The following is a 22,764-nucleotide window of genomic DNA, read 5'->3' on the forward strand; positions in this document are numbered from 1 at the left end:
AGGGAGGACGCACGCGCATGAGCAGCTCGACAGGCCGGCCGGCCGGCACCAACCCGGGAGGCGGGGCGCTTGAGGACGCCACCCGGGCCGACACCTGGCCGGGGCCGGCCGCACCGCTGGCCTGGCTGGCGCGGCTGGCGCTCGTCGGCGCCCTGCTCGGCGGGCTGCTCGGCCTGCTGGTCGGGCTCGCCGCCGAGGAGGAGGTCACCGCCTCGACCACCTTCGAGGTCGTCCCCGACGCCCAGGTGCTCAGCGGCCCGCTGCCGACCACCACCCAGACCGGCACCGACGACTCCCTGGTCGCCGGCCAGCTCGAGGCGCTGGACGCGCTCCGGCTGGGCCAGGAGGAGCAGACGGACGACGCGGTCACCGTCTCCGTCGCGCAGGTCGGCACCTCCGACGTCCTGCGGATCAGCGTCACCGCCCCCACCGCCGAGCAGGCCGTCCAGGCCGTGACGACGCTGCTCGACGGCTACGTCACCGCCCGCCAGGAGGCCGCCGCAACGGCGGTGACCGCTGCGCTGGACGCGGTGCAGCAGCGGCTGGACGCCCTCGGCGAGCCGGGCGCGGTGAACAGCCCGGTGGCCCAGGAGGTCGAGCGGCTGCTCGCCGAGCAGAGCCAGCTGACCGGCGCCGCCACCCGGGTGCCCGACCTGGTGCCGGTGCTCCGCGCCCCGACCGTCGACGAGCAGACCGGCGCACCCGCCGCGCTGCTGTCCACCGTGCTGGGCGCCGTGCTCGGTGCCGTGCTGCTGCTGGCCGCCGGTGCGGTGTGGCGGGCGACGTCGAACCGGCTGTTCGACGCCCGGCTGCTCGTGGCGGCCGGCGTGCCCGTGCTGCTGCCGCGGCTGCCGGCCGGGCGGGTGCGCGGCCGCAGCCCACAGGTGCCCGCCCAGCTGCCCCGGGGCGATGCCCTCTCGGCGGCCCGGCTGCTCGTGCCGCAGGTGCTCGACGTCAGCGCCGGTGCCCGCCGCCTCGTGGTGGTCGGTGCCGACGAGCGCGCCGGCGCCGCGGAGGTCGCCTGGGAGCTGGCCTGGGCGATCTCCTCCACCGGCGCCCCCGTGCTCCTGGTGACCACCGTGGCGCACGCGCACAGCGCCCACCCGCCCGCGTCGGCGGAGTTCCCCGGCGAGCAGGCGCACACGCCGCTGCTGACCGTCCTCGCCGTCTCGCCGCACGACGGCGACGCGGCACTCGCCGCGACCGTCGCCCGGCACACCGCCGCCGGCCGGCACGTGCTGCTGCACGCCCCGGCGCTCACCTCCGGCGCCCGGTTCGACGAGACCGCCCGGCACGCCGAGCAGGCGGTCGTCGTCGTGGGGGAGGGGGTCACCTCGCTGGAGGACGCGCTGGCCGCCGTCCGCGACGTGACGTCGTCCGGCCCGGCGCTGCGGGGCGTCGTCGTCACCACCACCGGGCGGCACCTGGGGCGCGACCGGCCCCAGCCGTCGCCCCCGCGGGCTGCGGAGGAGACGACGTCCCCTCGGCAGGAGCCCGTCGCCAGCGAGGCCTGACCGTGGCGGTCCAGGCGGGGGAGCAGACCCAGGAGGTCCGCCGGAGCTTCGGCCTGCGCATGGTCGTGGCCGTGCTCGGGCTGGTCGCCACGTTCCTGACGTCGGTGCTGGCGGTCCGCACCCTCGACGACCGCGCGGCCACCGGCTTCCTGGCCGTGCTCGGCGCGCTGATGCTCGGGCCGATGGTCGGCCGGCTGGGCCTGGGCCAGCACGCCATCCGGGCGATCGCCGCGGCCTCCTCCCCGGCCGAGGTGGCTGCTCAGGTGCTCGCCCACCTGCGGGCGGTCGCGCTGCTCAGCGTGGTCACCGCACCGGCGGTCGCCTGGGTCGCCACTGCCGTCGTCCGCGACGACCGCGCGCTGGTGGTCGCGCTGGTCGCCGGGCTGATCGTGCTGGAGACCGTCCGGCTCACCATCAGCGACGTCTACGCCGCGGTCGGCCGGATCCGCTGGTCGGTCGCGGCCACCCACCACAGCCGGTCGGTGCTCGCCCTGCTCACCATGGGCGTCGTCGTCTGGGTTCAGGGCGGCCGGACGACGCTGGTCACGCTGCTGACCGTCTACGCCGCGACCTCCCTCGCGCTGCTGGTGGCCGTGCTGCTCCGCCTGCCGCTGCGGGCCCGGGTGCGGGGCGCGCGCTGGTGGTCGCCGATGGCCGCCGCCGTCGCGGGCGGGGCCTGGCTGTTCACCGTCGAGCTCGGCGCCTTCCTGGTCGGCCGCGGCGACGTCTGGCTGGCCGGCTGGGCCTTCCCCGGCGACCAGGCGCTGCTCTACTCGACCGCCAGCGTGCTGGCCATGCAGGTGACGGTGCTCGAGGGGCTGGCCAACATCGCGATCACCCCGGTGGCCGCGCGGCTGGAGGCAGAGGGGCGCCGCGACCGGGTGCTGGGCCTGCTGTCGGCCGCGGCCACCGTCTCGACCGCGGTCACCGTGCTGCTGGTCGCCGCCACCTGGCTGCTCGCACCGCAGGTGCTGCGCATCTACGGAGAGGGCCTGGACGACGCCGCCCCCTACCTCGCCGTGCTGGCCACCGGCGGCCTGGGCATGGCGGTCTGCGGCTCCTGCGCGGTGCTGCTCGTCGTCACCGGCCACGGCCGCGCCGCCGCCCGCGCCGTCGGGCTGGCGCTCCTGGTGGTCGTGCCCGCCGCCGTCCTCGCCGCCCAGCTGGGCGGCCCGCTCGCGCTGGCCCTCACCAGCGCCACGGCGACCGTGGTGCTCTTCGGCTCCTACGCGGTCGCCTGCCGCCGGGCCTTCGGGACGGCGCCGCTGCCCGGGCTGCAGCTGCGCCGCAGCCTACGGGTGCTGGCCGGCCGCGAACCGGACGGCGGAGGAGCCCGATGAGCACCCGGATCACCGCCGTCCGGCCGCGGACGGCGGACCTCGGCGGCCGGCCGGGGGGCGTGTGGTGGCTCTCGCCGCTCGCCCTGATCGGGCTGGTCGCACTGCCCACGACGTGGCTGAGCCTGGCCATCGCCGACGAGCGCTACCGGGCGCTGTGGGGCACCCCGAAGGCGATCGACCTGGAGTGGACGCTGTGGTTCACCGCCGGCCTGCTGCTGTTCCTGGGAGGTGCGCTGCTGCCGGGGCTGCGCGGCGTCCGCCGGGTGCCGGGCTGGCCGGGGCTGTCGGCCGGCGACCTGCGCCTCCTGGAGCGCGCTGCGACGGTGCTGTTCTGGCTGACCATGGTCGGCTACCTCGCCTACGGCATCAACGCCGTCCGGGTGGGCCTGGACCCGGTGGTGCTGGTGACCGCGCTGATCGACCAGGAGCTCTACGGCCTGGGCATCCGCGAGCAACTGGGCACCGTGCCCGGGCTGACCACGATGACCCAGTTCGGCGTCGCCTTCGTCGTCCTGACCGGTGTGCTGCTGCTGGCGCAGGGGCGCCGGCCGCGGTACCTGCGCCGGCTGGCCGTGGTCGCCTTCCTCGCCCTGCTGCGGGCCTTCTTCGTCACCGAGCGCCTCGCCCTGCTCGAGCTGCTCGTGCCGCTGCTGGTGCTGGTGGTCGCCGGGATGTCCCGGACCTCCCGGGGCACCCGCCGCGCGGCGTTCCTGCCCGCGGTGCTGCTGCCGGTGGTGGTGGTCGTCTTCGCCGCCTTCGAGTACTCGCGCAGCTGGGTGTTCTACGCGGCGCAGGGCGGCCAGTCCTTCCCCGTCTTCGTGGTGGAGCGCTTCGCCGGCTACTACGTCACCGCCTACAACAACGGCGCCATCCGGCTGCTGCACCAGGAGCCGGCCGGGCTGCCCTACGACCTGTGGTCGGCGTTCTGGACGGCGCCGGGCGTCGGCAGCCTCAACCTGTTCCGGTCGCTCACCGGCGTCGACCCCGAGCCGGCCTACACGCTGGCGCTCGCCCAGTTCGGCAACCCCGAGTTCAACAACTACGGCGGCGTGGCCAGCCCCTTCGTCGACCTCGGGATCGCCGGCGGGCTGCTGTTCTTCCTCGGCGCCGGGCTGCTGGCCGGCGCCCTGCACCGCGCCCTGCGCGAGGGCCGGATCTGGGGCCTGCTGCTCTATCCGCTGTTCGTGCTGACCATGCTCGAGCTGCCGCGGTACTTCTACCTCGGCCAGGGCCGGGCCACCCCCGGGCTGGTCGCCCTGGTCGTGGTGGCGCTGCTGGTCAACCGCGCCCGACGACGCCGTACCGGAGCCGTGCTGTGACGCCCCGACCGCTGCGATACCTGCTCATCGGCACGCACGTCCCGCCCTCGGGGCAGGGCGGCGGCATGGTCCGCTACGTGGTGCAGCTGGCCCGGGGGCTGGCCGCCCGCGACGACGTCGAGCTGCACGTGCTGGCCGGCGCCGGTGCGCAGGGTGCCTTCACCCACCTGGTGGACGCCGACCGGGTGCACACCCTGCTCGGCCGTGGCCCGCTGGTCTCCGCCGTCGAGCGGCTGGCCGGCGCGCGGGTCGGCGGCCCGATGGACGTCGTGCACGGCACCAAGCACCTGCTGCCCCGCGGGGTGGCCGGCGTCGGCGTGCTGACCGTGCACGACATGCTCGCGCTGGACCGGCCGCACGACTTCGGCCTGGCCAAGCGCTGGCTGGTGCGCCCGCCGTACCTCGCCTCCCTGCGGGCCGCCGACGCGCTGGTGTGCGTCAGCGCCGCCACCCGGGAGCGGCTGGTCAGCTACCTGCCCTCCACCGCCCCGCGGACGACCGTGGTGCACCACCCCGACGGTTCCTCGCTCACCGACGTCGTCCCGGAGCTCGTGCCCGAGCTGGTCGGCCGGCCGTTCGCGCTGGTCGTGGGCGACCCCTCACCGCGGAAGAACGTCGGCCTGGTCGTCGACGCCTGGGCGGAGGTGCGCGCCGCCGTCCCCGACGCGGTGCTCGTGGTGGTCGGCCCGGACAGCTGGGGGCCCAGCGACCGCGGCCGGGCGTTCGCCGAGCTGGCCGCCGACGGCGCGGTCGTCGCGATGGGCCACGTCCCCGACGGCCGGCTGCGCTGGCTCTACGAGCACGCCCGCGTGGTGCTGTGCCCCAGCCTGGCCGAGGGCTTCGGCCTCCCTGCCGCGGAGGGGCTGGCGCTGGGCGCACCGGTGCTGACCTCGGAGGACCCGGCGCTGGCCGAGGCCTCCCCGGTCGGGGCGCAGCGGCTGCCCGGCCGCCGTCCCGAGGTGTGGGCCGCGGCGATGGTGGAGCACCTGGGCCGGATCCGGCCGCCGGTGCTGCTCCGGCCGGCCCGCCGCGGGTGGGACGACGTCGTCGAGGAGACCCTGGAGGCGGTCCGCCGTGCCCGCTGACGTCCGCGCCGTCCTCTCCACCCCGGTGTTCGGCGAGGTGCTGGGCGTGCTGCACGTCGCCGACCCCGCCGAGCTGGCCACGGCCCGGGCGACCGCCGCCGCGCAGACCGCCGCCGGCTGGCGCACCGGCGTGCTCGAGCCCGCCGCGCTGCCCGAGGCGGCGCTGGACGACGTCGACGTGGTGGTGCTCTGGGGCCGGCGCGCCGCCGCCGGTCGGGACGTCGTCGCCGGCCGCCGGGCGACCGTCGTCGTCCTCGGGGCCCGGGACGTGCGCGCCGTGCTGAGCTCACCGCTGCGCTGGGCCCGGGAGCTGCGCCGGACGCCGCGCACCAACCTGCTGCTGGTGCCCGGCGGCCTGGCCGAGCGCTACACCCGGTGGGGTCCGCCGGTGCCGCTGGCACACCGCCCCGAGGGGCTGCCGGAGCCGGACGCCGTCACCGTGCTGTCGGCCTGGACGGCGCGGGCCCACGCGTTCGGCGCGCGGCCGGCCGGCTGAGCCGGTCGCTCACCAGCCGCGCTTCTCGGGGACGGGGGAGCCGTCGTCCCGGACGCCGATCAGCCGCACCGCCGAGGGCACGTTCGTGTAGAACGGCCGCGGCGGGCCACCGGTGAGCGAGATCCCGGAGAGGGTGACCCGCTGGACGCCCGCACCCGGGTCGGCCAGCACCCCGAGGTCCCAGCTGGCGCCGGCCCGGGTGCCGCTGACCGCCAGGTCGCGGATCGTGACGTCGGCGGTCGTGGTGCCGCTGTTGCCGGCGTAGACCAGCACCGCGCCGTGGTCCTTGGCCGGGTTGGTGTTGGCGCCGGTCACCGTGCCGCGAGTGACCCGCACCCGGCGGGAGGGGAACGTGTAGTACGGGTCGCCCTCGCTGCCGACGTAGACCGCGGCGGCGTCGGTGTCCCGGATCGCCACGTCGGTGTACGTGATGTCGTCCCCGCCGACGACGGAGATGCCCCGGCCCCACGTCGTCCCGTTCACCGTCGGCGAGGTGATCTGCACCCGCGCGCACGGCACCCCGTCGGCCCGGTAGGAGACGACGGCGACCCCGTCGTCCCCGGTGCCGGTGGTGACGGGGGAGACGACCCGGCCGTCGTGCGCGCCGCCGGTGACGTGCACGCCGTCGGCGCGGCTGCCGACGACCGTCACCCGGTCCAGCAGGAACCCGCCGGAGCCGTTGCCGACGTAGAAGCCGGCGGCCGCCGCGCCCCGGACGTGCACGTCGCGCAGCACCACCCCGTCGGCGGAGACCCGGACCTTCATCTGCTCGTAGGCGTGGAAGCGCTGGGTGGAGGTGCGGAGGGCGAACGTGACCCCCTCGACCACCACCCGGTCGGCGTCGACGTGGAAGGCCGACCGGGTCTCCTGGGTGGCGGTGACGGTCGCGCCCTTGCCGGTGACCGTGAGGCCGGGGGTGCGCACCCGGAGGACGTCGGAGTGCAGGTAGGTCGCGCCCGCGCGGAGCCGCAGGGTGCTCCCGGTGGGCACGCTGTCCAGCGCCCTCTGCAGCGCGGCGGTGTCGTCGCGGACGCCGTCGCCCACGGCGCCGAACCGCTCGACCGGGACCACCTGGCGCGCCGCGCCGGCCGGCACGACGGCCCCCGCGGCGCCGGGACCGGTGGCGGCTGCCGTCGGCGTGGCGCCGGGCGGCACCGTCGACCCCGTGGGCCCGACGGCGCACAGCGCCAGCAGCGCGCTCGCCAGCACCGCCCGGGACACCAGGCGCCGTGCGCGCCCGCTGGGGGCCGCGCCCACGCGCGTGCTCATCGGGCCACGGCCAGGCGGAGCAGGTGCTCGGCGACGGCGGCCTGCGAGGTGGCCGCCGCGAACCGGGTGGTCGCGACCGCCCGGCCCACCTCGGCCTCCCGGGCGGCCGCGGCCGGGTCGAGCAGCCGGGCGGTGAGCGCGGCGGCGAACGCCTCGACGTCGAACGCCGGGACCGCCGTACCCGCGTCGCCGAGGTACTCGCCGATGCCGGCGACGTCGAAGGCGACCACGCTGCGCTGACCGGCCATCGCCTCCATCGCCACCAACGGCAGCCCGGCCTCCCAGCGGGAGGGGACGGCGACGACGTCGGCGGCGGCGTACCACTCGGCCAGCCGCTCCCCGGGGGCGAAGCGGACCGAGTCGTCGGCCCGGCCGCGCAGCGCGGCCTCGTCCGGGCCGGTGCCGACGAGCACCAGCCGGGCGTCCGGCACGGCCCGTCGCACGCCGGGCCAGGCGGTGAGCAGCATGTCCTGGCCCTTCTGCCGGGCCAGCCGCCCGACGCAGACCACGGTGGGCGCCGACGTGAGCCCGAGGGCGTCGCGGGCGGTCGCCCGGTCCTGCGGCGCCCACACCTCGGGCTCGACGCCGTTGGGCGCCACCACCGCCGGCCCGGTCAGCCCCGCGGCCCGCCCGGTCGCCAGCTCGGCCTCGCTGACGCAGAGGGTCAGGTCGGTCCAGCGCTGGGCGAACCGCTCCCACCCGCGGGAGGCCGTCTGCACCGGCCCGGTGACCGCCTCGAACGACCAGGCGTGTGGCTGGAAGACCGTCGGTCGCCGGCCCCGGACCGCCAGCCGCCCGGCCAGTCCTGCCTTCGCGCTGTGCAGGTGCACCACCTGGGGGTCCGTGGCCGCCACGACCCGGCGCAGCGCCGCCGCCTCGCCGGGCACCGACGGGCCGGGCGAGCGGCTCGCCCGCCACGGCAGCAGCCGGGCCCCGACCGCGCGGACCGTGTCGGCCAGCCAGCCCTCGCCCGGGCAGGCCACCAGGACCTCCCAACCGCGGCGGTGCTGGTCGGCGACCAGCCCGGCCACGACCCGGGCCACTCCCGCCTCGACCGGCTGGCTGACGTGCAGGACGCGCAGCGTCGGGTTCTCGGGTCCGCCCACGGGTCGAGCATGCGGCACCGGCAGCGGCCTCGACGAGGGACACCACGAGCGTCCAGATGGTGACCGATCTCACGAGGATGACACCAGGTGGACGGCAGCTGACGGCTGTATGGACCCTCCTGCGCGCCGTCACCCTCCGCACCGGGGGAGCGACGTCCGGTCCTCATCGGTGTGGCCGACTCCACGGCGGCCGATCGTGGTCCGCTCGCGGTCCCGGAGCGGGGCTAGGCGACCGGAGCGGGCCGACCATAGGTTCGCCCGGGTCGGTCGGGGGGAGCTGTTCCCCGGCGGGCCGGCGGCGACCAGGCGTCGCACGTGACCACCATCGACCGACGTACGGGAGCCGGACCTTGTCGCTGCTGGAAGCCCCCGAAGAGAAGGTCCTGCCGCGGACGGACGTCGTCGCCCGCCGGCGCTTCTGGTCAGCGGCGCGCCTCCGCGGCGAGGGCACCGCGGCTCGCCGGGCCTGGCGGAAGACCTACGTGCGCCGGATCCTGCTGGGCGACGCCCTCGTCGCCGTGCTCGCCGCCCTGGTCGGCCGGCTGCTGCCCGAGCAGGGCCCGCTCGCCGCGCACCACGCCCCCTGGCCGGTCATCGTCCTGCCGCTGGTCTGGGTGGCCGCGATGGTGGTCGGCCGCAGCTACGAGGAGCGCTTCCTCTGGGTCGGCCCCGAGGAGTTCCGCCGGGTCTTCTTCGCCGCGGCCCTGCTGCTGGCCTCCGTCGGCACCGTCTCCTGGGCGTTCAAGCTCGAGGTCGCCCGCAGCTTCGTCGTGGTCGCGCTGCCGCTGGCCACCGTGCTGACCCTGCTGCAGCGCTACGCCCAGCGCGCCTGGCTGCACCGGCAGCGCGCGCACGGCCGGTACCAGCAGACCGCGATCCTGGTCGGCCACCGCAACGGCGCCGCGGAGCTGCACGCCCAGCTGGTCCGCCAGGCCCAGCACGGCCTCCGGGTGATCGGCGTCTGCCTGCCGACGGCCCCGCCCGCCGGGACCGTCTTCGACGGGCTGCCGGTGCTGGGCGGCTTCGCCGACATCGCCGACGTCGTCCGCAAGTACGAGGTCGACACCGTCGCCGTGCTGCCCTCGCCCGAGCTGGACGGCGCCGCGCTGCGCCGCCTCGGGTGGGACCTGGAGACGACGGAGGCCGAGCTGCTGCTCGCCCCGGCGGTGACCGAGTTCGCCGGCCCGCGGGTGGGCATCCGGCCGGTCAACGGCCTGCCGCTGCTGCACCTGGAGCGGCCGGAGTTCCGCGGGCTGCGGCGGGTCACCAAGGACGTCTTCGACCGGTCGGTCGCGCTGGCCGCCGTCGTGGTGCTGCTCCCGGTGCTGCTGCTGCTGGGCCTGGCGGTCAAGACCACGAGCCGGGGCCCGGTGTTCTTCCGGCACGAGCGGATCGGCCGCGCCGGCGAGCCGTTCCGCGTCCTGAAGTTCCGCAGCATGGTGGACGACGCCGACCGGCACATCGAGGCGCTGATGGCGCAGAACGAGGGCAACGTCGTCCAGTTCAAGATGAAGCGCGACCCGCGGGTCACCCGGGTGGGCGCCGTCATGCGGCGCTGGTCGCTCGACGAGCTCCCGCAGCTGCTCAACGTCGTCGGCGGCACCATGTCGCTGGTCGGCCCGCGGCCGCACGTGACCCGCGAGGTCGAGCAGTACGGCTTCGACATGCGGCGCCGGCTGCTCGTCAAGCCCGGGATCACCGGGCTGTGGCAGGTCAGCGGCCGGTCCGACCTGTCCTGGGACGACTCGGTGCGGATCGACGTCCGCTACGTGGAGAACTGGTCGCTCGCCCTGGACCTGATGATCCTGGGCAAGACCCTGGGTGCGGTGTTCCGCGGCTCCGGGGCCTACTGACGCCGACCCTCACGGCGACGCCGGAGTGCGGGGCCGGAGGATGGCCCCCACCCTCCTCCGGACGGAGACCGACGTTGACCGGCACCGATCACGACCTCGCCCGCACGCTGGCCACCCGGGCCGGCGAGCTGCTGCTCACCGTGCGCAGCCGGGACTTCGCCGACGCCGCGGCGCGCAAGGCCGCCGGCGACGGTGAGTCCCACCGCTGGCTGGCCGAGCAGCTGGGCGCGCTGCGACCGGGGGACGCCGTGCTCTCCGAGGAGGCCGCCGACGACCCCGCCCGGCTCACCGCCGACCGGGTCTGGATCATCGACCCGCTCGACGGCACCCGGGAGTTCTCCGAGCTGGAGCGCACCGACTGGGCGGTGCACGTCGCGCTCTGGGAGCAGGGCGAGCTCGTCGCCGGTGCCGTCGCGCTGCCGGCCGAGGGCACGACCCTGGGCACCTCCGCCGTCGAGCCGCCGCCGGCCCGCCCGGACGGTCCGCTGCGCCTGGCGGTGAGCCGCAGCCGGCCGCCGGCCCTGGTCGCCGACCTCGTCGCGCAGCTCGCGGCCGAGCCGGTGGCCATGGGCTCGGCCGGGGTCAAGGCGATGTCCGTCGTCCGCGGGGCGACCGACGCCTACGTGCACGGCGGCGGCCAGTACGAGTGGGACTCCGCCGCGCCCGTCGCGGTGGCCCGGGCCGCCGGGCTGCACACCAGTCGGCTCGACGGCTCCCCGCTCCGCTACAACCGGCCCGACCCCTACCTGCCCGACCTGCTCATCTGCCGCCCCGAGTTCGCCGACCAGCTGCTCGCGGCCCTGGCCGACGCGGCGGGAGGCGACCGGAGCTGATCCCTCCGGAATCGGCAGTCCCGACCCGGTCAAGTACCGGTGCGGACCTGCCGATCACGAGGACATGCCGTGGTGGGGATGGGTGCTCGTCGGGTGGACGACGCTCGCGGTCGTCGTCGCCGTGCCGCTGGGCATGGCGCTGCGGATCGCCGACGAGCGCTCGCGAGCGCAGGACGGCCTGCTGCCGACCGCGCCCCGCCCCGTCCGGGCCCGCCCCCGCCGACGCCGGCTCCCCGTGCCGCCGCTGGCCGCCGCGCTGATCGGCATCGGCGTCACCCTGGAGTCCGTCGGCCTCGGCCTGCGGATCGTCGGCAACGACCGGGGCCTCGCCCGCTACCTGTCCATGGACGCCCCGCTGTCGGTGCCCCGGATGTGGGTCACCGCCCTGCTCGCCGCAGCGGCCGTGGCCGCCTTCGTCGGCGCCGCCCGCGCCACCGAGCGCCGGCCGTGGTGGCTGGGTGTCGGCGTGGTCGCCGCGCTGGTCGCGCAGGTGAAGGGCGGCGGGACCGTGCACGTCCAGGCGCTGGAGACCACCGGTCTGGCCGGCCGGCCGGTGCTGGCCGCCGTCCTCAGCACCGTCCTGGCCGCACTGACCCTCGCCGTGCTCTGGTGGCTCAGCCGCACCGAGCGGCGTGACCGCCGGCGGGTGATGGCCGCCTTCGCGCTCTACGCGGCAGCCGCCGTCGTCCTCTCCGGCATCTCCTCCCTCGTCGGGTCGGCGTCCGGCGCGTTCCCGTGGGCCGCCGTCGCCACGTTCGTCGAGGAGAGCGGTGAGGTCGTCGGTGCGGTGGCCGTGCTCACCGCCGTCCTCGTGGGGGTCGCCCCCCGGCTGGTGCTCCCGGCCGACTGGGCGCTCCGCCGCCGCGCCGACGCCGAGACCGTGGACGCCCCCGGCGTGCTGCCGGCCTGGCGCACCGGGCCCGACCGGCTGCCGGGCTGGCCCGGCTCCTGACCGTCAGCTCCCGATGAGGTGCGCCAGCACCTGCCGGGCGCTCTCCTCCGGGCTGGACTCCCGGGTGTCGATGGTGAGCTCGGCGTCCGTGGGCTCCTCGTAGGGGTCGCTGATCCCGGTGAAGGCGGGGATCTCCCCGCGCCTTGCCTTGGCGTACAGCCCCTTGCGGTCCCGGGCCTCGCACTCGGCGAGCGGGGTGGCCACGTGCACCAGCAGGAACGACCCCGGCCCGGCCTGCTCCTCCACCAGCCGGCGGGCATCGGCGCGGGTCGCGGCGTAGGGGGCGATCGGGGCGCACACGGCCAGCCCGCCGTGCTTGGCGATCTGCGCGGCCACCCACCCGATCCGGCGCACGTTGGTGTCCCGGTCGGCCTGGGAGAAGCCGAGCCCGGCCGACAGGTGGGTGCGCACCTCGTCGCCGTCCAGCAGCGTGACCGTCCGGCCGGCCTCCAGCAGCAGCTCCACCAGGCGCCCGGCGATCGTCGACTTCCCGGCGCCGGAGAGCCCGGTGAACATCACCACCCGGCCGCCGGTGCGCAGCGGCGCCTCGTCCGTCCGGCTGCCCAGCAGCTCGGCGCCGTAGGCGGCGGCGACCTCGGCCCAGCCGGCCTCCGGTGCGCTCGCGGTCACCGGCACGGGGACGACGACCAGGTCACGGCCCCCGGCCCACGGCGCCCAGGCCGCCGCCCCCAGCGACAGTGCCGCGGAGTCGGGGGAGGTGCCGGCTGCGGGGAGCAGCACGAGCAGCTGCCCGGGCAGGTCGGTCCCCTCGGCCGGGGGGCTGCCCACCCAGGCCCGGGGCGCCGACCAGCCCCGCTGCGCCAGCTCGGCACGGACGGTGGACGGCGCGCGCCAGCGGGGTATCTCCCGGACGGTCAACCCGCCGTCGTCCCGGGTGGCGACCAGCACGCCCTCGGCGTCCTCCAGCTCGGCGGCCGGGGAGACGGCGGGCGCGCCGGCCACGAGGTCGAAGCCGTACCGCGCGAGCGCGGCGAGCTCGGTGTCGGTGAGTCGGGCCCGCGTCTGTGCCATGCAGGGAGTCTGGCAAGCGCCGTGCGGCCGGACCGAACCGGTCGGGACGTCACCCGGCCGGGTGCGCCGTCACATGCCGGGGCGGACGACCCCGCAGCGGCAGGCGTAGAGCGACGCACCGCTGAACGGGTCGTCACCGGTGCGCCGGTACCGGTGCAGGTGCACCGGCGAGGGTCGGCTGCTGACCGGCCGCAGGCCGACGGCCGAGCCGGGGGGTGGCGATGCGAGGAAGCGCACGCGCAGAGTGTGGAGCCCACCGGCCCGCGGCGGAAGGGCACGGAGCGTCAACAGTCGATGAACTCCGTCACTCGCCCGGGGCGCCCCGGACGGGTGCCGGTCGGCCGCGTGGTCACCGACCGTGGTGCGGCCGACCAGCACCTCCGCGACGCCCGGTCGGCCGGACGCGGCGAGGTGGGGTCAGCGGGTCGCAGCGCCGACCGGGTCGCGCAGGGCGCGCTCGGCCGCGGCCCGCTGGGCGGCGAAACCGGACTGCAGGGCGTCGGCGAGCGAGCGGGCGGAGTGGGCGGGGCCAGCGACCGGAGCGTGTGCAGTACGCGTCATGGCGGAGAAGCTAGGGCCCGGCTGTGGCGCAGTGAACAGCGACACACGGTCGGCGTTCGTTGCGAGTTCATGACGGGTGCACACCCGTCACATCGGGCAGACGATCACCCAGCGCGGCGTCCAGCCAGGCGTCGGTCCGCCGGTCCCAGGTGCGTTCGGCGGCCCAGCGGACCCGGTCGAGGGCCCAGCCCACCGGCTCGTCGGCAGCGGCCTCCATCGCCGCGGCCATCTCCGCCGCGCCGTCGGCGACGTAGCTGTGCGGCGGTGCGTCGCTGGAGTGCTCCAGGTGGCCGGCGCTGGCCACCACCGGGACGCCCCGCGCGCAGTAGTCGTAGGTCTTCATCGACGACTGGCCCAGCGCCCGGCTGGCCACGTCCGGCACCAGGGCCACGGCCGCGGAGTCGAGCACCGCGGGCAGCTCCGCGCGGGAGACCGGCCCGGCGTACCGGAACCGGCCCCCGGTCTCCTGCTCCAGCGCCAGGAAGCGCTCGGCCGCGGCGCCCGCCCGCAGCGGGAAGACCAGCTGCCCGTGGACGGTCAGCGTCCACTCCGGCAGCAGGGTGAGCACCGCACGCACCAGGTCGACGTCGAACCGCTCGGCGATGCTCCCGACGTAGACCGCGTGCCGCGCCCGCCGCTGCACCGACCGGGGCGCGTCCAGCAGCGCCGCGTCGGTGCCGTTGGGGACGACGACCGGGGTGCGACCCGGGAACAGGTCGGCGAGGACCTGGTTCACCACGATCACCTCGTCCGCCTCGTCGGCGATCCGGCGGAGCTGCTCGTGGAGCCCCCGGGCCTGCGGGAGCAGCCGGGCCCAGTCGTCGGTGCAGTCGAACACCGCCCGGCCGCCGACCGAGCGGGCCGCCCGCCACTCCCAGGGCAGCATGAACACCGTCAGCGACTCCTGCCAGGAGGAGCGGCGCAGGAAGCGACCGAGCAGGGCGGCGTCGACCCGCTCGGCCACCGGTCCCCGCAGCCCGGGCAGCAACGTCGAGCGCTCGGAGACGGTGATCCCCGGCGCCACCTCGGTGAACCGGCCGGCCGGCAGGTGCGCCCACCAGTTGCCGGGGTCGCTGCGCACCCGTCGCCAGTCGGCGGGTGCCTGGACGAACCGGATCGGCACACCGCGGTGGGCCAGCTCGGTGGCGATCATGTGCTCGCGCCGGATGGCGGGGTGCCAGGGGTCCTTGGCGACGAAACCGACGCCGGCGGGCAACTCGGGGAAGGGCGTCGAGCTCAGTGCAGGTCTCCTGGCGTGGTCACTGCTCGACCCTAGGAGTCGCCCTCGGCGGCCGCTGCACCAGACTCTCCGGTCGTGGCAGGCAACTGGGGAGCAGAGCGGGTGTCCCCGGCCGTCGTCCGCCGGCTGCCACTGCCGGCGAAGCGCGCGGTGCTCTACCGGCAGGCCCACGGACGCCCGCCGGCCCGCCCGCCGCGGACCTTCACCGAGAAGGTCAACTGGCGGGTGGTGCACGACCGGCGGCCGCTGATCGGGCAGCTGGGCGACAAGCTCGCGATGAAGCGCTACGCCGCCGCGGTGCTCCCCACCCTGGACGTGCCCCGGGTGCTGTGGGCGGGCGTGGACGTCGCCGACCTCGCCCGGGTCGACCTGCCCGACCGCTGGGTGCTCAAGCCCAACCACGGGACAATGCGGGTGCACGTCGGCGTCGGACGCCCGGACGTCGACCAGCTGCGCCGGGTCACCGCGGGGTGGCTCGATGAGCCGCTGTACCGGGACCGTGGCGAGTGGGTCTACCGCCAGGCGCGGCGGATGCTGCTGGTCGAGGAGTTCCTCGGCCCGGCCGACGAGGTGCCGGCCGACCACAAGCTGTTCGTCTTCGACGGCCGGCTGCGGCTGGTCCAGGTGGACACCGGGCGGTTCGGTGCGCACCGGCGGCGGCTGTACACCCCGGACTGGACACCGGTCGACGTCGACGAGGCGGTCGCCCCGGGGCCGGTGACCGCGCCGCCCGCCTCGCTGCCGCAGCTGACCGAGGTCGCCGAGGCGCTGGGGGCGCAGTTCGACTTCATCCGGGTCGACCTGTACGACGTCGCCGGCCGGGTCTGGTTCGGTGAGCTCACGCCCTACCCCGGTGGAGGGCTGGACCGCTTCGACCCGGCGCTGGACGTGCTGCTGGGCTCGATGTGGCAGTTGCCGTCGCGCTCAGCCGTGCGTGCGGGCCAGCAGCTCCCCCGCTGAGCGGGTGTTGATCACCCGGTCGGCCGGGACGCCGCACTCCACCGCCCGGGCGCAGCCGGCGTCCTGCCAGTCGAGCTGACCGGGGGCGTGGGCGTCGGTGTCGATGGCGAAGTCGCAGCCCAGCTCCACGGCCTGGCTGAGCAGCCGGCGGGGCGGGTCGAGGCGCTCAGGACGGGAGTTGATCTCCACCGCGGTCCCGTGCTCGACGCAGGCCCGGAAGACGGCGTCGGCGTCGAACTCGCTCTCCGGCCGGGGGCGCTGGGTGCCGTTGCGCTGCTTGCGGCCGATGACCAGCCGGCCCGTGCAGTGCCCGAGGACGTCGGTGTGCGGGTTGGCGACCGCGGCCAGCATCCGTTCGGTCATCTGGGCGCGGGGTGCCCGGAGCTCGGAGTGCACGCTCGCGACGACGACGTCCAGCCGGCCCAGCAGTTCGTCGGTCTGGTCGAGGGAGCCGTCGACGAGGATGTCGCACTCGATGCCGGTGAGGATGCGGAAGGGCGCCAGCTCCTCGTTGAGTGCGGCGACCACGTCCAGCTGCTGCTCCAGCCGTTCGGGGGTGAGGCCGTTGGCGACGGTGAGCCGGGGGGAGTGGTCGGTCAGGGCGAGGTACTCGTGGCCGATGCCGATCGCGGCCTCGGCCATCTCCCGGATGGGGCTGCCGCCGTCGGACCAGTCGGAGTGGGCGTGCAGGTCGCCCTTGAGCGCGGCCCGCAGCGCGGCGGCGTCGTCGGCCAGCGGGGTCAGCTCGGCGTGCGCCTCCTCGAGCTTGGCCAGGTAGGCCGGCAGCTCGCCCCGGTGAGCCTCGAGGACGACCGTGGCGGTCTTGTCGCCGATGCCCTTGAGGTCGGTGAGGGTCCGGGTCGCGACCCGGCGGTCGAGCTCGGCGTCGTCCAGGGCGGCGACGACGGTGGCCGCCGTCCGGAAGGCCTGGACGCGGTAGGACGGCTCGCGGGCGCGTTCCAGGAGGAAGGCGATCCTCCGGAGCGCGCCCGCGGGCGTGAGTGCCGTGCTCATGCGGTCAGCTCAGTGCGTGAGCTTCTTCGCCTGCTTGGTGGCCCGCTTCTGGGCCTTGGCGGCCCGCTTCGAGGCCTTGGTGTAGCTGGCCTCGGCTGCAGCGGCTGCCATGCCGGCGGTGCGCTTGGCGCGCCAGCCCACCGACGGCTTGCCCTCGGTGTCGACGGCGGCGAGCAGCAGGCCGCCCATGATGCCGACGTTCTTGACGAAGTTGCTGGTCTGCCCGAAGCGCTCCTTGGGGTCTTCGTGCTCCCAGAAGCGGTGGCCGGCCAGCGTGGTGGGCACCAGGGAGGTGGCCAGCGCGAGGGCGGAGAAGCGGGGGAACCGGCCGAGGGCCAGCAGCGAGCCGGCGCCCACGTGCACCCCGGCGTTGATCTTGACCCACTGCTCGACGTCGCGAGGGACCTCGACGGGGAGCTGCTTGTCAGCGATCTCGGTGATCTGTTCGACGATCGGTGCTGCACCGGGCACGCGCGACTGCGGGTTCCGGAGGGTGTTGATCCCTCCGTAGATGAACGTGGCGGCGAGCATCGGCCGGGCGATCCGGCGGACCAACATCTGGAACCTCTTCCCATCGGTGACGTCAGCGGTGCAGTGCCCTGGTCAGCGCCAGGACAACCGCTGCATCGGAACCGTAGTGAGAAGTGGCGATCACCGCCGGGCGAGCGGCTGCGGCCGCTCGTGAGCTCGGTCCGCGCGAGGGGGACCAGGGTCAGTGGCTGGGCTGCGGGCTGCGTGCGCCCAGGATGTCGTCGACCGTCAGGTCGGCGGGCAGGCCGACCAGGTGGTCGGTGAACGGGGCACGCTCATCGGCCATGCGGACGCACCCGCCGATGACGAGTGCGACGACTCCGGACACGGCGGCCCACGACAGGGCGACGACAGCGACGATCACATGTACTTCGTACTGGTCAGCGGCGGTGGTCCAGCCGTTCTCCGCACGGCAGAACCTGACCAACCTCGGTGATCGCCGTTGGGGGATCGCGCACGGAGGACGCCCGGCGGTCGTGCGGATGACACAGGTGGGTCGGGAGGATGGTCCTGTGACGGGCGAGGTGTGGGGAGCGCGGCCGTCACCGCCGGCCGAGCGCCCGCGTCCGGCCCGGTGGGTGCTGGCCCCGGCGTCGATCGGCGGGCTGCTGTTCACCATCGCCCTGTTGGTCGAGGTGCGCTGTGCGGTGGGCCGGTGCCCGGCCGCCGGGTGGTCCCGGTTCGTCGCGTTGGACGGGGCGGGGGCGCTGCCGCGGCTGTTCACGGCCGCGGTGTTCCTGGCCGTCGGGTTCCTGGCCGCGCTCGCCGCCGTCCGGTCGACGGGGCGGGCGCGGTGGTGGTGGGCGGCGGTCGTGGGTGTCGGTGTCGTGCTCGGGACCGCGAAGGCGGTCAGCGCCTCGTCGACGGTGGAGCAGGGCGGCGGCAGGTACACGACGCTGGTCGGGGGCGTGCTGCTGTCGGTGATCGGCCTGCCGCTGCTGTGGCGGGCCGGACGACGCTGGGCGGTGCGCGGCGCGACTCCGGTCACCCTGGCGTTGGCCGGCTGCGCGGTCGCGGTGCTGGGGCTGGACCAGGCGACCGAGGCGGTGAGGTCGGTGTCGTCCTCGCCGGTGGCACTGGCGGTGGCGACCTACGTGGAGGAGGGCGGGGAGGCGGGGGCCGCCCTGCTGCTGCTGGCCGCGACGTCGGCCTGGCGGCCCCGGCGGACCTGACGGGTGGTCGACGTCCCGCCGAGGCTGTCAGTCGTAGGGACTGGTGAGCACCGAGCGGGCCTGGCGGACGGTGAAGGTGGCCGGCGCACCGTCGGTGGTCGTGGTGCCGGGGACGTCGGCGCTCACCCCGCCGTCGACCGAGTAGGTCGCGCCCCAGGTGGTGGTGAGGGAGGCCGTGTAGGTGCCCGAGGAGTACTCGTGGCTGATCGTGTGGTCGGGGTAGGGGGCGCCCGGGTCGGTGGTGGTCAGGGTCGTCCCGTCGCCGGTGCGCCAGGTGTAGCTCACCGCGTTCGCGGTGATCAGGACGTCGAACCCGCGGATGTCGACCGTGAAGGTCTGGGTCGTCGGGCTGTCGGTGAAGAAGATGACCGGCAGGCCGACCAGCGCCTCGCCCGGTGGCTGCTGGCGGGTGGTCAGCTGGGGGAGCGGCAGCGTCTCGAAGTACCGGAAGACCTCCGCCGGCGACGGCGGCGGATTCAGGTCCGTGACATCGACACAGGAAATTCCCTCGTTAATTTGCCCTCCGTACGGCTGGCCGACTGGGATGGAAGGGTCCGGTGCAAGTCCCCGCAGCGGACGGTAATCCTCCTGTACCAGTCGCTGCGCCAAGATGACATACTCCGTGACAATTCGCTCGGGCATCTCCGGGCATTGCTCTATGCCCGATTGGCAGCCGCCGAGTGGGGAGTCAGTGAAGTCGCAGGGGCGAACTAGCAGATACTCGTACTCCGAGAGGGGGCCACTCAAGCTGGCCCGCCTCAGGCCTTCGCCTGGCGATCCGTCTATATACCCGGCCATCACGGCGCCGCCTCCGATGCCCACTTCGGGATCTGGGGCGGCGCACGAGAGTGACTCGCATGCATTGGCGGGGGACGCGTGCAGGACGGTGAGCGTGAGGAGTGCGATCAAGATGACCGTGCGGCGAACGGTCATGTTAAGAATTGATAATCAATTGGTTGAGGAACCATGCACCGGCTTGGTCGCTCCATGTCATGCGCGCACCGGCGTTCATGCCCGCCACGGCGGCTTGTCCGCGACCGGCAACGGGGCTGCCGTCGGGCGCGATTATGCCAACCTCCGCCTGGTCGACTGTGAAAGAGAACTCGGCGCTATCGCCATCGAGGGCAGGCGGGCTCATCCCCCTGACGGTTAACTCACCGCCTGTATAGCGGTTTCCGGCCGACGCGTCTTCGTCGTAGCGGTCGGCGATGAAGTCGCAGAACTCGCAATCCCGACTCAAGTCTCGGAGTGTTTGACCACTGACTCCGGCTTGGTGTGAAACCAGCTGTAGGTAGTACCGCAACGCGGCCTCGGCCCCGGCGGGGGTCTGCTCGCGGGCTTCGGGGGGCATGGGGAGGTCGGGTGGGCCGAGGGGTGGGAGTGCCTCGCTGGTCTCGGTCGCTGACGGCGGGGCCTCGGGCAGGGTCTCGTTCGCCGTCTCCCCGCGTGAGCAGCCGCTGAGCACGGCGATCGCCACGGCCGCTGCCACAGCTGCCCGAACCGGCCGCATGCGTCGTCCTCCCTGCGCCACCTGACTGAAGTCGTGAGGAGAGTACGCAGGTCAGCGGCTCGCCGCGTCGCCCAGAAGGTCGAACTGTGGATGCTTGTGCTCTGGTTCAGCAGTGCAGCCAGAGCACAAGTACCGCTGGATGCAGTGCACGGTCAGCCGGTGGTGACCGCGGGTCAGCCGCTGGCGACCGCGCCCAGCGTGGCTCGGTCCCGTCCTGCCGGCGTGGACGGCCGGGCCGGCGACACGTCGCGTGGACGGCGGGGCCGGCGACGCGTGGCGTCGGTCACCGGGGGATCGGCTGGGTCGGCACCGTCCGCCAGTGCCGGCTGGCCAGCGCGACGCCGCAGCCCAACGCCATCCCGGCGAGCACGTCCCCCGGGTAGTGCACGCCCACGTGCACCCGTGAGTAGCCCACGCCGAGCGCCAGCGGCGCGATCAACGCCCCGGTCACCGGGCTCTCCAGCGCGACACCCGTCGCGAAGGCCGCCGCGGACGCCGAGTGCCCGCTCGGGAAGGACGAGCTGCGCGGAGCCCGGCGCAGCGCCCGCTCGCCCTGTGTGGCCGCCAGGTCTGGCCGGACCCGGCTGAACACCCGCTTGACGACGGCGTTCACCAGCGCGCTCGACACGGCCATCGAACCCAGCCCGCGCACGGCGGCGCGGCGCGGCTGTCCGGGCTGCAGCGCGAGGACGACGCCGATCAACGCCCAGAGCTTGCCGTGGTCCGCGGTGGTCGACAGTCGGCGCAGCCACCGGTCGACCGGCGTCGCGGGCAGTCGGCCCACGCGCTCGAGCAACAGCGCGTCCCAGTGACGGGGATGGAGCACCCGGCGTCGTCCTCAGGTGCGCTGGCGGGCGCGGTACGCGGCCACCGTGGAGCGGCTCGCGCAGGTGTTCGAGCAGTACCGCCGGCTGGCGTTGCGCGAGGTGTCGACGTACACGTGCCCGCACCCCTCGGCCGAGCAGGCGCCCAGGCGCTGCCAGCCGTGCTGCACCACGACCTGGGACAGGCCCATCGCCACCGTCGTCGTCAGCTGCTCGACCACACCGGCGTCGGGGCGGGCGTAGTGCAGGTGCAGCTCGCCGTCGTGGTCGGTGGCATAGGGCTTCGGGGAGGCCAGGGCCAGCAGGGCGTTCAGGCGCGCCATCACCTCCGGTTCGCTGTCGGCCTCGGCGACGTCACGCACCAGGGACGACGTCTGCGCCACCGCGCCGGCCTCGGCGGGTCGCAGCTCCAGTGACGTCCCGTCGGTGAACCACTCGTCGTGGGCGTCGAGGAACACCCGCACCCAGTCCGGGTCGTCGCGGTCGGCGTTGGCCAGGTCGATGGCCAGTTCGACAGCGTTCGACCCGTAGGTGTCGTAGTCCATTTGACTCCCTACTCGTTGGTCCGTAACCTCCGGAACCTGTAGGCGGTGAACAGCATCTGACCGCCTACAGATTCCCTTCTCGCACGTCTCGAAGTGAGCCAGTCATGCGTTCGTACCTCGCCGTGTGGCGGTTGCCGTCCGCCCCGGTGCTCCTGCTCGCCGGGTTCGCCGGGCGACTGCCGTCCTCCATGGTGCCGCTCGCGCTGCTGCTCATGGTGCAGGAGCAGACCGGGTCGTACGCGATCGCCGGCGGTGTCTCGGCCACGTACGGCATCGCCACCGCGGTGATGGCCCCGGTGCTGGGCCGGCTGGCCGACCGGCGCAGCCCTCGGCTGGTGCTGTTCGCCCAGTCCGTGGGCTACCCGCTGCTGCTGGCGCTCGTGGCCGCCGCCGTCCTGGGCCGTGCGCCGCTGCCGTGGGTGTTCGCCGCCGCGGCCGCGGTCGGGGCCAGCACCCCGCTGGTCTCCGGCACGGTGCGGGCGCTCTGGTCGCGGGTCGACGTCCGCGTCCGCCCCACCGCCTACGCCCTGGACGCGACCGCCACCGAGCTGGTCTTCGTGGCCGGACCCACCCTGGTCGCGGCCCTGACGTTCGTCGCCGGCCCGGCGATCGCCCTCGGGCTCGCCGGCGTGCTGGGCGTCCTCGGTGCCCTCGGGATCGCCACGAGTGCACCGATGCGTGCCTGGCGGCCGGTGGTCACGGAGTCGCGGCGGCTGCTGTCGACGGTGACCACGCCGGGCATGCCGCGCGTCCTGCTCAGCGGCACCGCACTGATGTTCGGCGTTGGCGGGCTGGAGGTGGCGGTGCCGGCGTTCGCCGACGCTGCGGGGTCGCCCGGCATCTCCGGCCTGCTGCTGGCCGTGTGGGCACTGGGCTCTGCCGGGGGTGGCCTCTGGTTCGGCGCCCGCGTGGTCAGCGCCTCGCTGCCCCGCCAGTACCGCTGGTGCCTGCTTGGCGTGACGATCGGCCTCGCGCCGCTGGCCGCCATCTCCGACCCGTGGGTGCTGGGCGCCCTGCTCTTCCTCGGCGGGACGGCGATCGCCCCCACCCTCACCGTGCAGAGCTCGCTCGTCGGCTCGATCGCCCCCGCGTCGGCGGTCACCGAGGCGTTCACCTGGCTGTCGACCGTGACCTTCGGTGCCTCGGCGATCGGTGCTGCGGTCGGTGGCGCGCTGATCGAGACCTCGGCCGGTGTGGCCGGTTCCCTCGTGATGGCCACCGGCGCCGCCGCGCTGGCGGTGGCGGTCACGCTCCTGCCCGGGCGCCGTCCCGACCTGCCCGCCGAGCCCCGGCGTGCGGCCGTCCCGGCCTGATCGACGGCGGCTCCCGACCCCGGTTGGGAGCCGCCGGCACGCGCTGGTAACCTTTCCCCTCGGTGGTTCCGGGGCAACCCGGTCCCCGGGAGGCTTCGCCTAGTCCGGTCTATGGCGCCGCACTGCTAATGCGGTTTGGGTTAATCCCCATCCCGGGTTCAAATCCCGGAGCCTCCGCGCGACAACTGAACACGCACCACGCGCCCGTAGCTCAACGGATAGAGCATCTGACTACGGATCAGAAGGTTAGGGGTTCGAGTCCCTTCGGGCGCACGTCTGGTTGAGACAGCACCAC

The 22,764-nt window shown here is 75.1% G+C and carries 24 protein-coding genes and 2 tRNA genes; 13 read left to right on the forward strand and 13 right to left on the reverse strand.

The window, feature by feature from the left end; all coding sequences use genetic code 11:
* The first annotated feature begins 17 nt into the window (after window positions 1–17).
* The 5 genes from O2W53_RS01185 to O2W53_RS01205 are packed head-to-tail and all read left to right on the forward strand — an operon-like array spanning window position 18 to window position 5,754.
* Window positions 18–1,514: a hypothetical protein gene (locus O2W53_RS01185; RefSeq protein ID WP_269161217.1), complete on the forward strand. Its 1,497-nt coding sequence runs from the start codon at window positions 18–20 to the stop codon at window positions 1,512–1,514.
* 2 nt (window positions 1,515–1,516) lie between these two features.
* The gene (locus tag O2W53_RS01190) at window positions 1,517–2,854 is read left to right on the forward strand and encodes a lipopolysaccharide biosynthesis protein (protein ID WP_269161218.1); all 1,338 of its coding nucleotides are present in this window, start codon (window positions 1,517–1,519) and stop codon (window positions 2,852–2,854) included.
* Window positions 2,851–4,173: an oligosaccharide repeat unit polymerase gene (locus O2W53_RS01195; protein WP_269161219.1), complete on the forward strand. Its 1,323-nt coding sequence runs from the start codon at window positions 2,851–2,853 to the stop codon at window positions 4,171–4,173. Before O2W53_RS01190 ends, O2W53_RS01195 begins: the two co-directional genes overlap by 4 nt.
* Window positions 4,170–5,258 (forward strand): glycosyltransferase family 4 protein, encoded by a 1,089-nt coding sequence (locus O2W53_RS01200; protein ID WP_269161220.1) that lies wholly within the window; start codon window positions 4,170–4,172, stop codon window positions 5,256–5,258. The genes O2W53_RS01195 and O2W53_RS01200 overlap by 4 nt, the downstream gene beginning before the upstream one ends.
* Complete coding sequence (locus O2W53_RS01205) at window positions 5,248–5,754, forward strand: hypothetical protein (RefSeq protein ID WP_269161221.1); 507 nt, start codon at window positions 5,248–5,250, stop codon at window positions 5,752–5,754. Before O2W53_RS01200 ends, O2W53_RS01205 begins: the two co-directional genes overlap by 11 nt.
* 9 nt (window positions 5,755–5,763) lie before the next feature.
* Here the strand turns inward: O2W53_RS01205 and O2W53_RS01210 are convergent, their stop codons facing one another.
* Window positions 5,764–7,023 carry a glycosyl hydrolase family 28-related protein gene (locus tag O2W53_RS01210; protein ID WP_269161222.1) on the reverse strand — a complete coding sequence of 420 codons (1,260 nt, stop codon included), beginning with the start codon at window positions 7,021–7,023 and terminating at the stop codon, window positions 5,764–5,766.
* On the reverse strand, window positions 7,020–8,129 hold the full coding sequence (locus tag O2W53_RS01215) for a glycosyltransferase family 4 protein (RefSeq protein ID WP_269161223.1): 1,110 nt from the start codon (window positions 8,127–8,129) through the stop codon (window positions 7,020–7,022). The genes O2W53_RS01210 and O2W53_RS01215 overlap by 4 nt, the downstream gene beginning before the upstream one ends.
* A 350-nt stretch (window positions 8,130–8,479) precedes the next feature.
* Here O2W53_RS01215 and O2W53_RS01220 point away from each other — a divergent pair, with 350 nt between their 5' ends.
* From O2W53_RS01220 to O2W53_RS01230, 3 genes are all read left to right on the forward strand, one after another.
* The gene (locus O2W53_RS01220) at window positions 8,480–9,982 is read left to right on the forward strand and encodes a sugar transferase (RefSeq protein WP_269161224.1); all 1,503 of its coding nucleotides are present in this window, start codon (window positions 8,480–8,482) and stop codon (window positions 9,980–9,982) included.
* Between the two features lie 74 nt (window positions 9,983–10,056).
* Window positions 10,057–10,815, forward strand: coding sequence for a 3'(2'),5'-bisphosphate nucleotidase CysQ (locus tag O2W53_RS01225; protein WP_269161225.1), 759 nt, complete (start codon window positions 10,057–10,059; stop codon window positions 10,813–10,815).
* A 64-nt stretch (window positions 10,816–10,879) separates the two neighbouring features.
* Complete coding sequence (locus O2W53_RS01230; protein ID WP_269161226.1) at window positions 10,880–11,767, forward strand: hypothetical protein; 888 nt, start codon at window positions 10,880–10,882, stop codon at window positions 11,765–11,767.
* 3 nt (window positions 11,768–11,770) lie between these two features.
* Here O2W53_RS01230 and cysC read toward each other — a convergent pair whose 3' ends face one another.
* The 4 genes from cysC to O2W53_RS01250 all read right to left on the reverse strand — a co-directional run bounded on the left by cysC (window position 11,771) and on the right by O2W53_RS01250 (window position 14,576).
* Window positions 11,771–12,799, reverse strand: coding sequence for an adenylyl-sulfate kinase (cysC, locus tag O2W53_RS01235; RefSeq protein ID WP_269161227.1), 1,029 nt, complete (start codon window positions 12,797–12,799; stop codon window positions 11,771–11,773).
* A 69-nt stretch (window positions 12,800–12,868) separates the two neighbouring features.
* Window positions 12,869–13,036 (reverse strand): hypothetical protein, encoded by a 168-nt coding sequence (locus O2W53_RS01240; protein ID WP_269161228.1) that lies wholly within the window; start codon window positions 13,034–13,036, stop codon window positions 12,869–12,871.
* A gap of 180 nt (window positions 13,037–13,216) precedes the next feature.
* Complete coding sequence (locus O2W53_RS01245) at window positions 13,217–13,360, reverse strand: hypothetical protein (protein ID WP_269161229.1); 144 nt, start codon at window positions 13,358–13,360, stop codon at window positions 13,217–13,219.
* A 67-nt stretch (window positions 13,361–13,427) separates the two neighbouring features.
* Window positions 13,428–14,576, reverse strand: a complete 1,149-nt coding sequence (locus O2W53_RS01250; RefSeq protein ID WP_269161230.1) for a glycosyltransferase — start codon at window positions 14,574–14,576, stop codon at window positions 13,428–13,430.
* A gap of 99 nt (window positions 14,577–14,675) precedes the next feature.
* On the opposite strand from O2W53_RS01250, the gene O2W53_RS01255 reads away from it, so the two are divergent.
* Complete coding sequence (locus O2W53_RS01255; protein WP_269161231.1) at window positions 14,676–15,560, forward strand: ATP-grasp fold amidoligase family protein; 885 nt, start codon at window positions 14,676–14,678, stop codon at window positions 15,558–15,560.
* Here the strand turns inward: O2W53_RS01255 and O2W53_RS01260 are convergent.
* The 3 genes from O2W53_RS01260 to O2W53_RS01270 form a co-directional block, all read right to left on the reverse strand.
* On the reverse strand, window positions 15,525–16,574 hold the full coding sequence (locus O2W53_RS01260; protein WP_269161232.1) for a PHP domain-containing protein: 1,050 nt from the start codon (window positions 16,572–16,574) through the stop codon (window positions 15,525–15,527). The genes O2W53_RS01255 and O2W53_RS01260 overlap by 36 nt on opposite strands.
* Window positions 16,575–16,583: 9 nt before the next feature.
* A complete protein-coding gene (locus O2W53_RS01265; RefSeq protein ID WP_036341328.1) occupies window positions 16,584–17,132 on the reverse strand; it encodes a DoxX family protein in 549 nt (182 codons plus the stop codon).
* A 154-nt stretch (window positions 17,133–17,286) separates the two neighbouring features.
* Complete coding sequence (locus O2W53_RS01270; protein WP_269161233.1) at window positions 17,287–17,469, reverse strand: hypothetical protein; 183 nt, start codon at window positions 17,467–17,469, stop codon at window positions 17,287–17,289.
* Window positions 17,470–17,617: 148 nt separating this feature from the next.
* On the opposite strand from O2W53_RS01270, the gene O2W53_RS01275 reads away from it, so the two are divergent.
* Window positions 17,618–18,277 carry a hypothetical protein gene (locus O2W53_RS01275; protein ID WP_269161234.1) on the forward strand — a complete coding sequence of 220 codons (660 nt, stop codon included), beginning with the start codon at window positions 17,618–17,620 and terminating at the stop codon, window positions 18,275–18,277.
* A 27-nt stretch (window positions 18,278–18,304) separates the two neighbouring features.
* On the opposite strand, the gene O2W53_RS01280 is transcribed toward O2W53_RS01275, so the two are convergent.
* From O2W53_RS01280 to O2W53_RS01295, 4 genes are all read right to left on the reverse strand, one after another.
* Window positions 18,305–19,210: a hypothetical protein gene (locus tag O2W53_RS01280; RefSeq protein WP_269161235.1), complete on the reverse strand. Its 906-nt coding sequence runs from the start codon at window positions 19,208–19,210 to the stop codon at window positions 18,305–18,307.
* 1 nt (window position 19,211) lies between these two features.
* Window positions 19,212–19,754 (reverse strand): hypothetical protein, encoded by a 543-nt coding sequence (locus O2W53_RS01285; RefSeq protein ID WP_269161236.1) that lies wholly within the window; start codon window positions 19,752–19,754, stop codon window positions 19,212–19,214.
* A 316-nt stretch (window positions 19,755–20,070) separates the two neighbouring features.
* Window positions 20,071–20,613 carry a phosphatase PAP2 family protein gene (locus O2W53_RS01290; RefSeq protein WP_269161237.1) on the reverse strand — a complete coding sequence of 181 codons (543 nt, stop codon included), beginning with the start codon at window positions 20,611–20,613 and terminating at the stop codon, window positions 20,071–20,073.
* Window positions 20,614–20,625: 12 nt separating this feature from the next.
* Complete coding sequence (locus O2W53_RS01295; RefSeq protein WP_269161238.1) at window positions 20,626–21,156, reverse strand: CGNR zinc finger domain-containing protein; 531 nt, start codon at window positions 21,154–21,156, stop codon at window positions 20,626–20,628.
* Window positions 21,157–21,260: 104 nt separating this feature from the next.
* On the opposite strand from O2W53_RS01295, the gene O2W53_RS01300 reads away from it, so the two are divergent.
* The 3 genes from O2W53_RS01300 to O2W53_RS01310 all read left to right on the forward strand — a co-directional run bounded on the left by O2W53_RS01300 (window position 21,261) and on the right by O2W53_RS01310 (window position 22,742).
* Entirely contained in the window at window positions 21,261–22,469 is a 1,209-nt protein-coding gene (locus O2W53_RS01300; protein ID WP_269161239.1) for an MFS transporter, read from the forward strand.
* An 88-nt stretch (window positions 22,470–22,557) separates the two neighbouring features.
* Window positions 22,558–22,646: transfer RNA gene (locus O2W53_RS01305), tRNA-Ser, on the forward strand.
* 23 nt (window positions 22,647–22,669) lie between these two features.
* Window positions 22,670–22,742: transfer RNA gene (locus tag O2W53_RS01310), tRNA-Arg, on the forward strand.
* The last annotated feature ends 22 nt before the right edge of the window (window positions 22,743–22,764 follow it).

Origin of the sequence: Modestobacter sp. VKM Ac-2978, from assembly GCF_026968025.1 — a bacterium.
Lineage (GTDB): Bacteria > Actinomycetota > Actinomycetes > Mycobacteriales > Geodermatophilaceae > Modestobacter.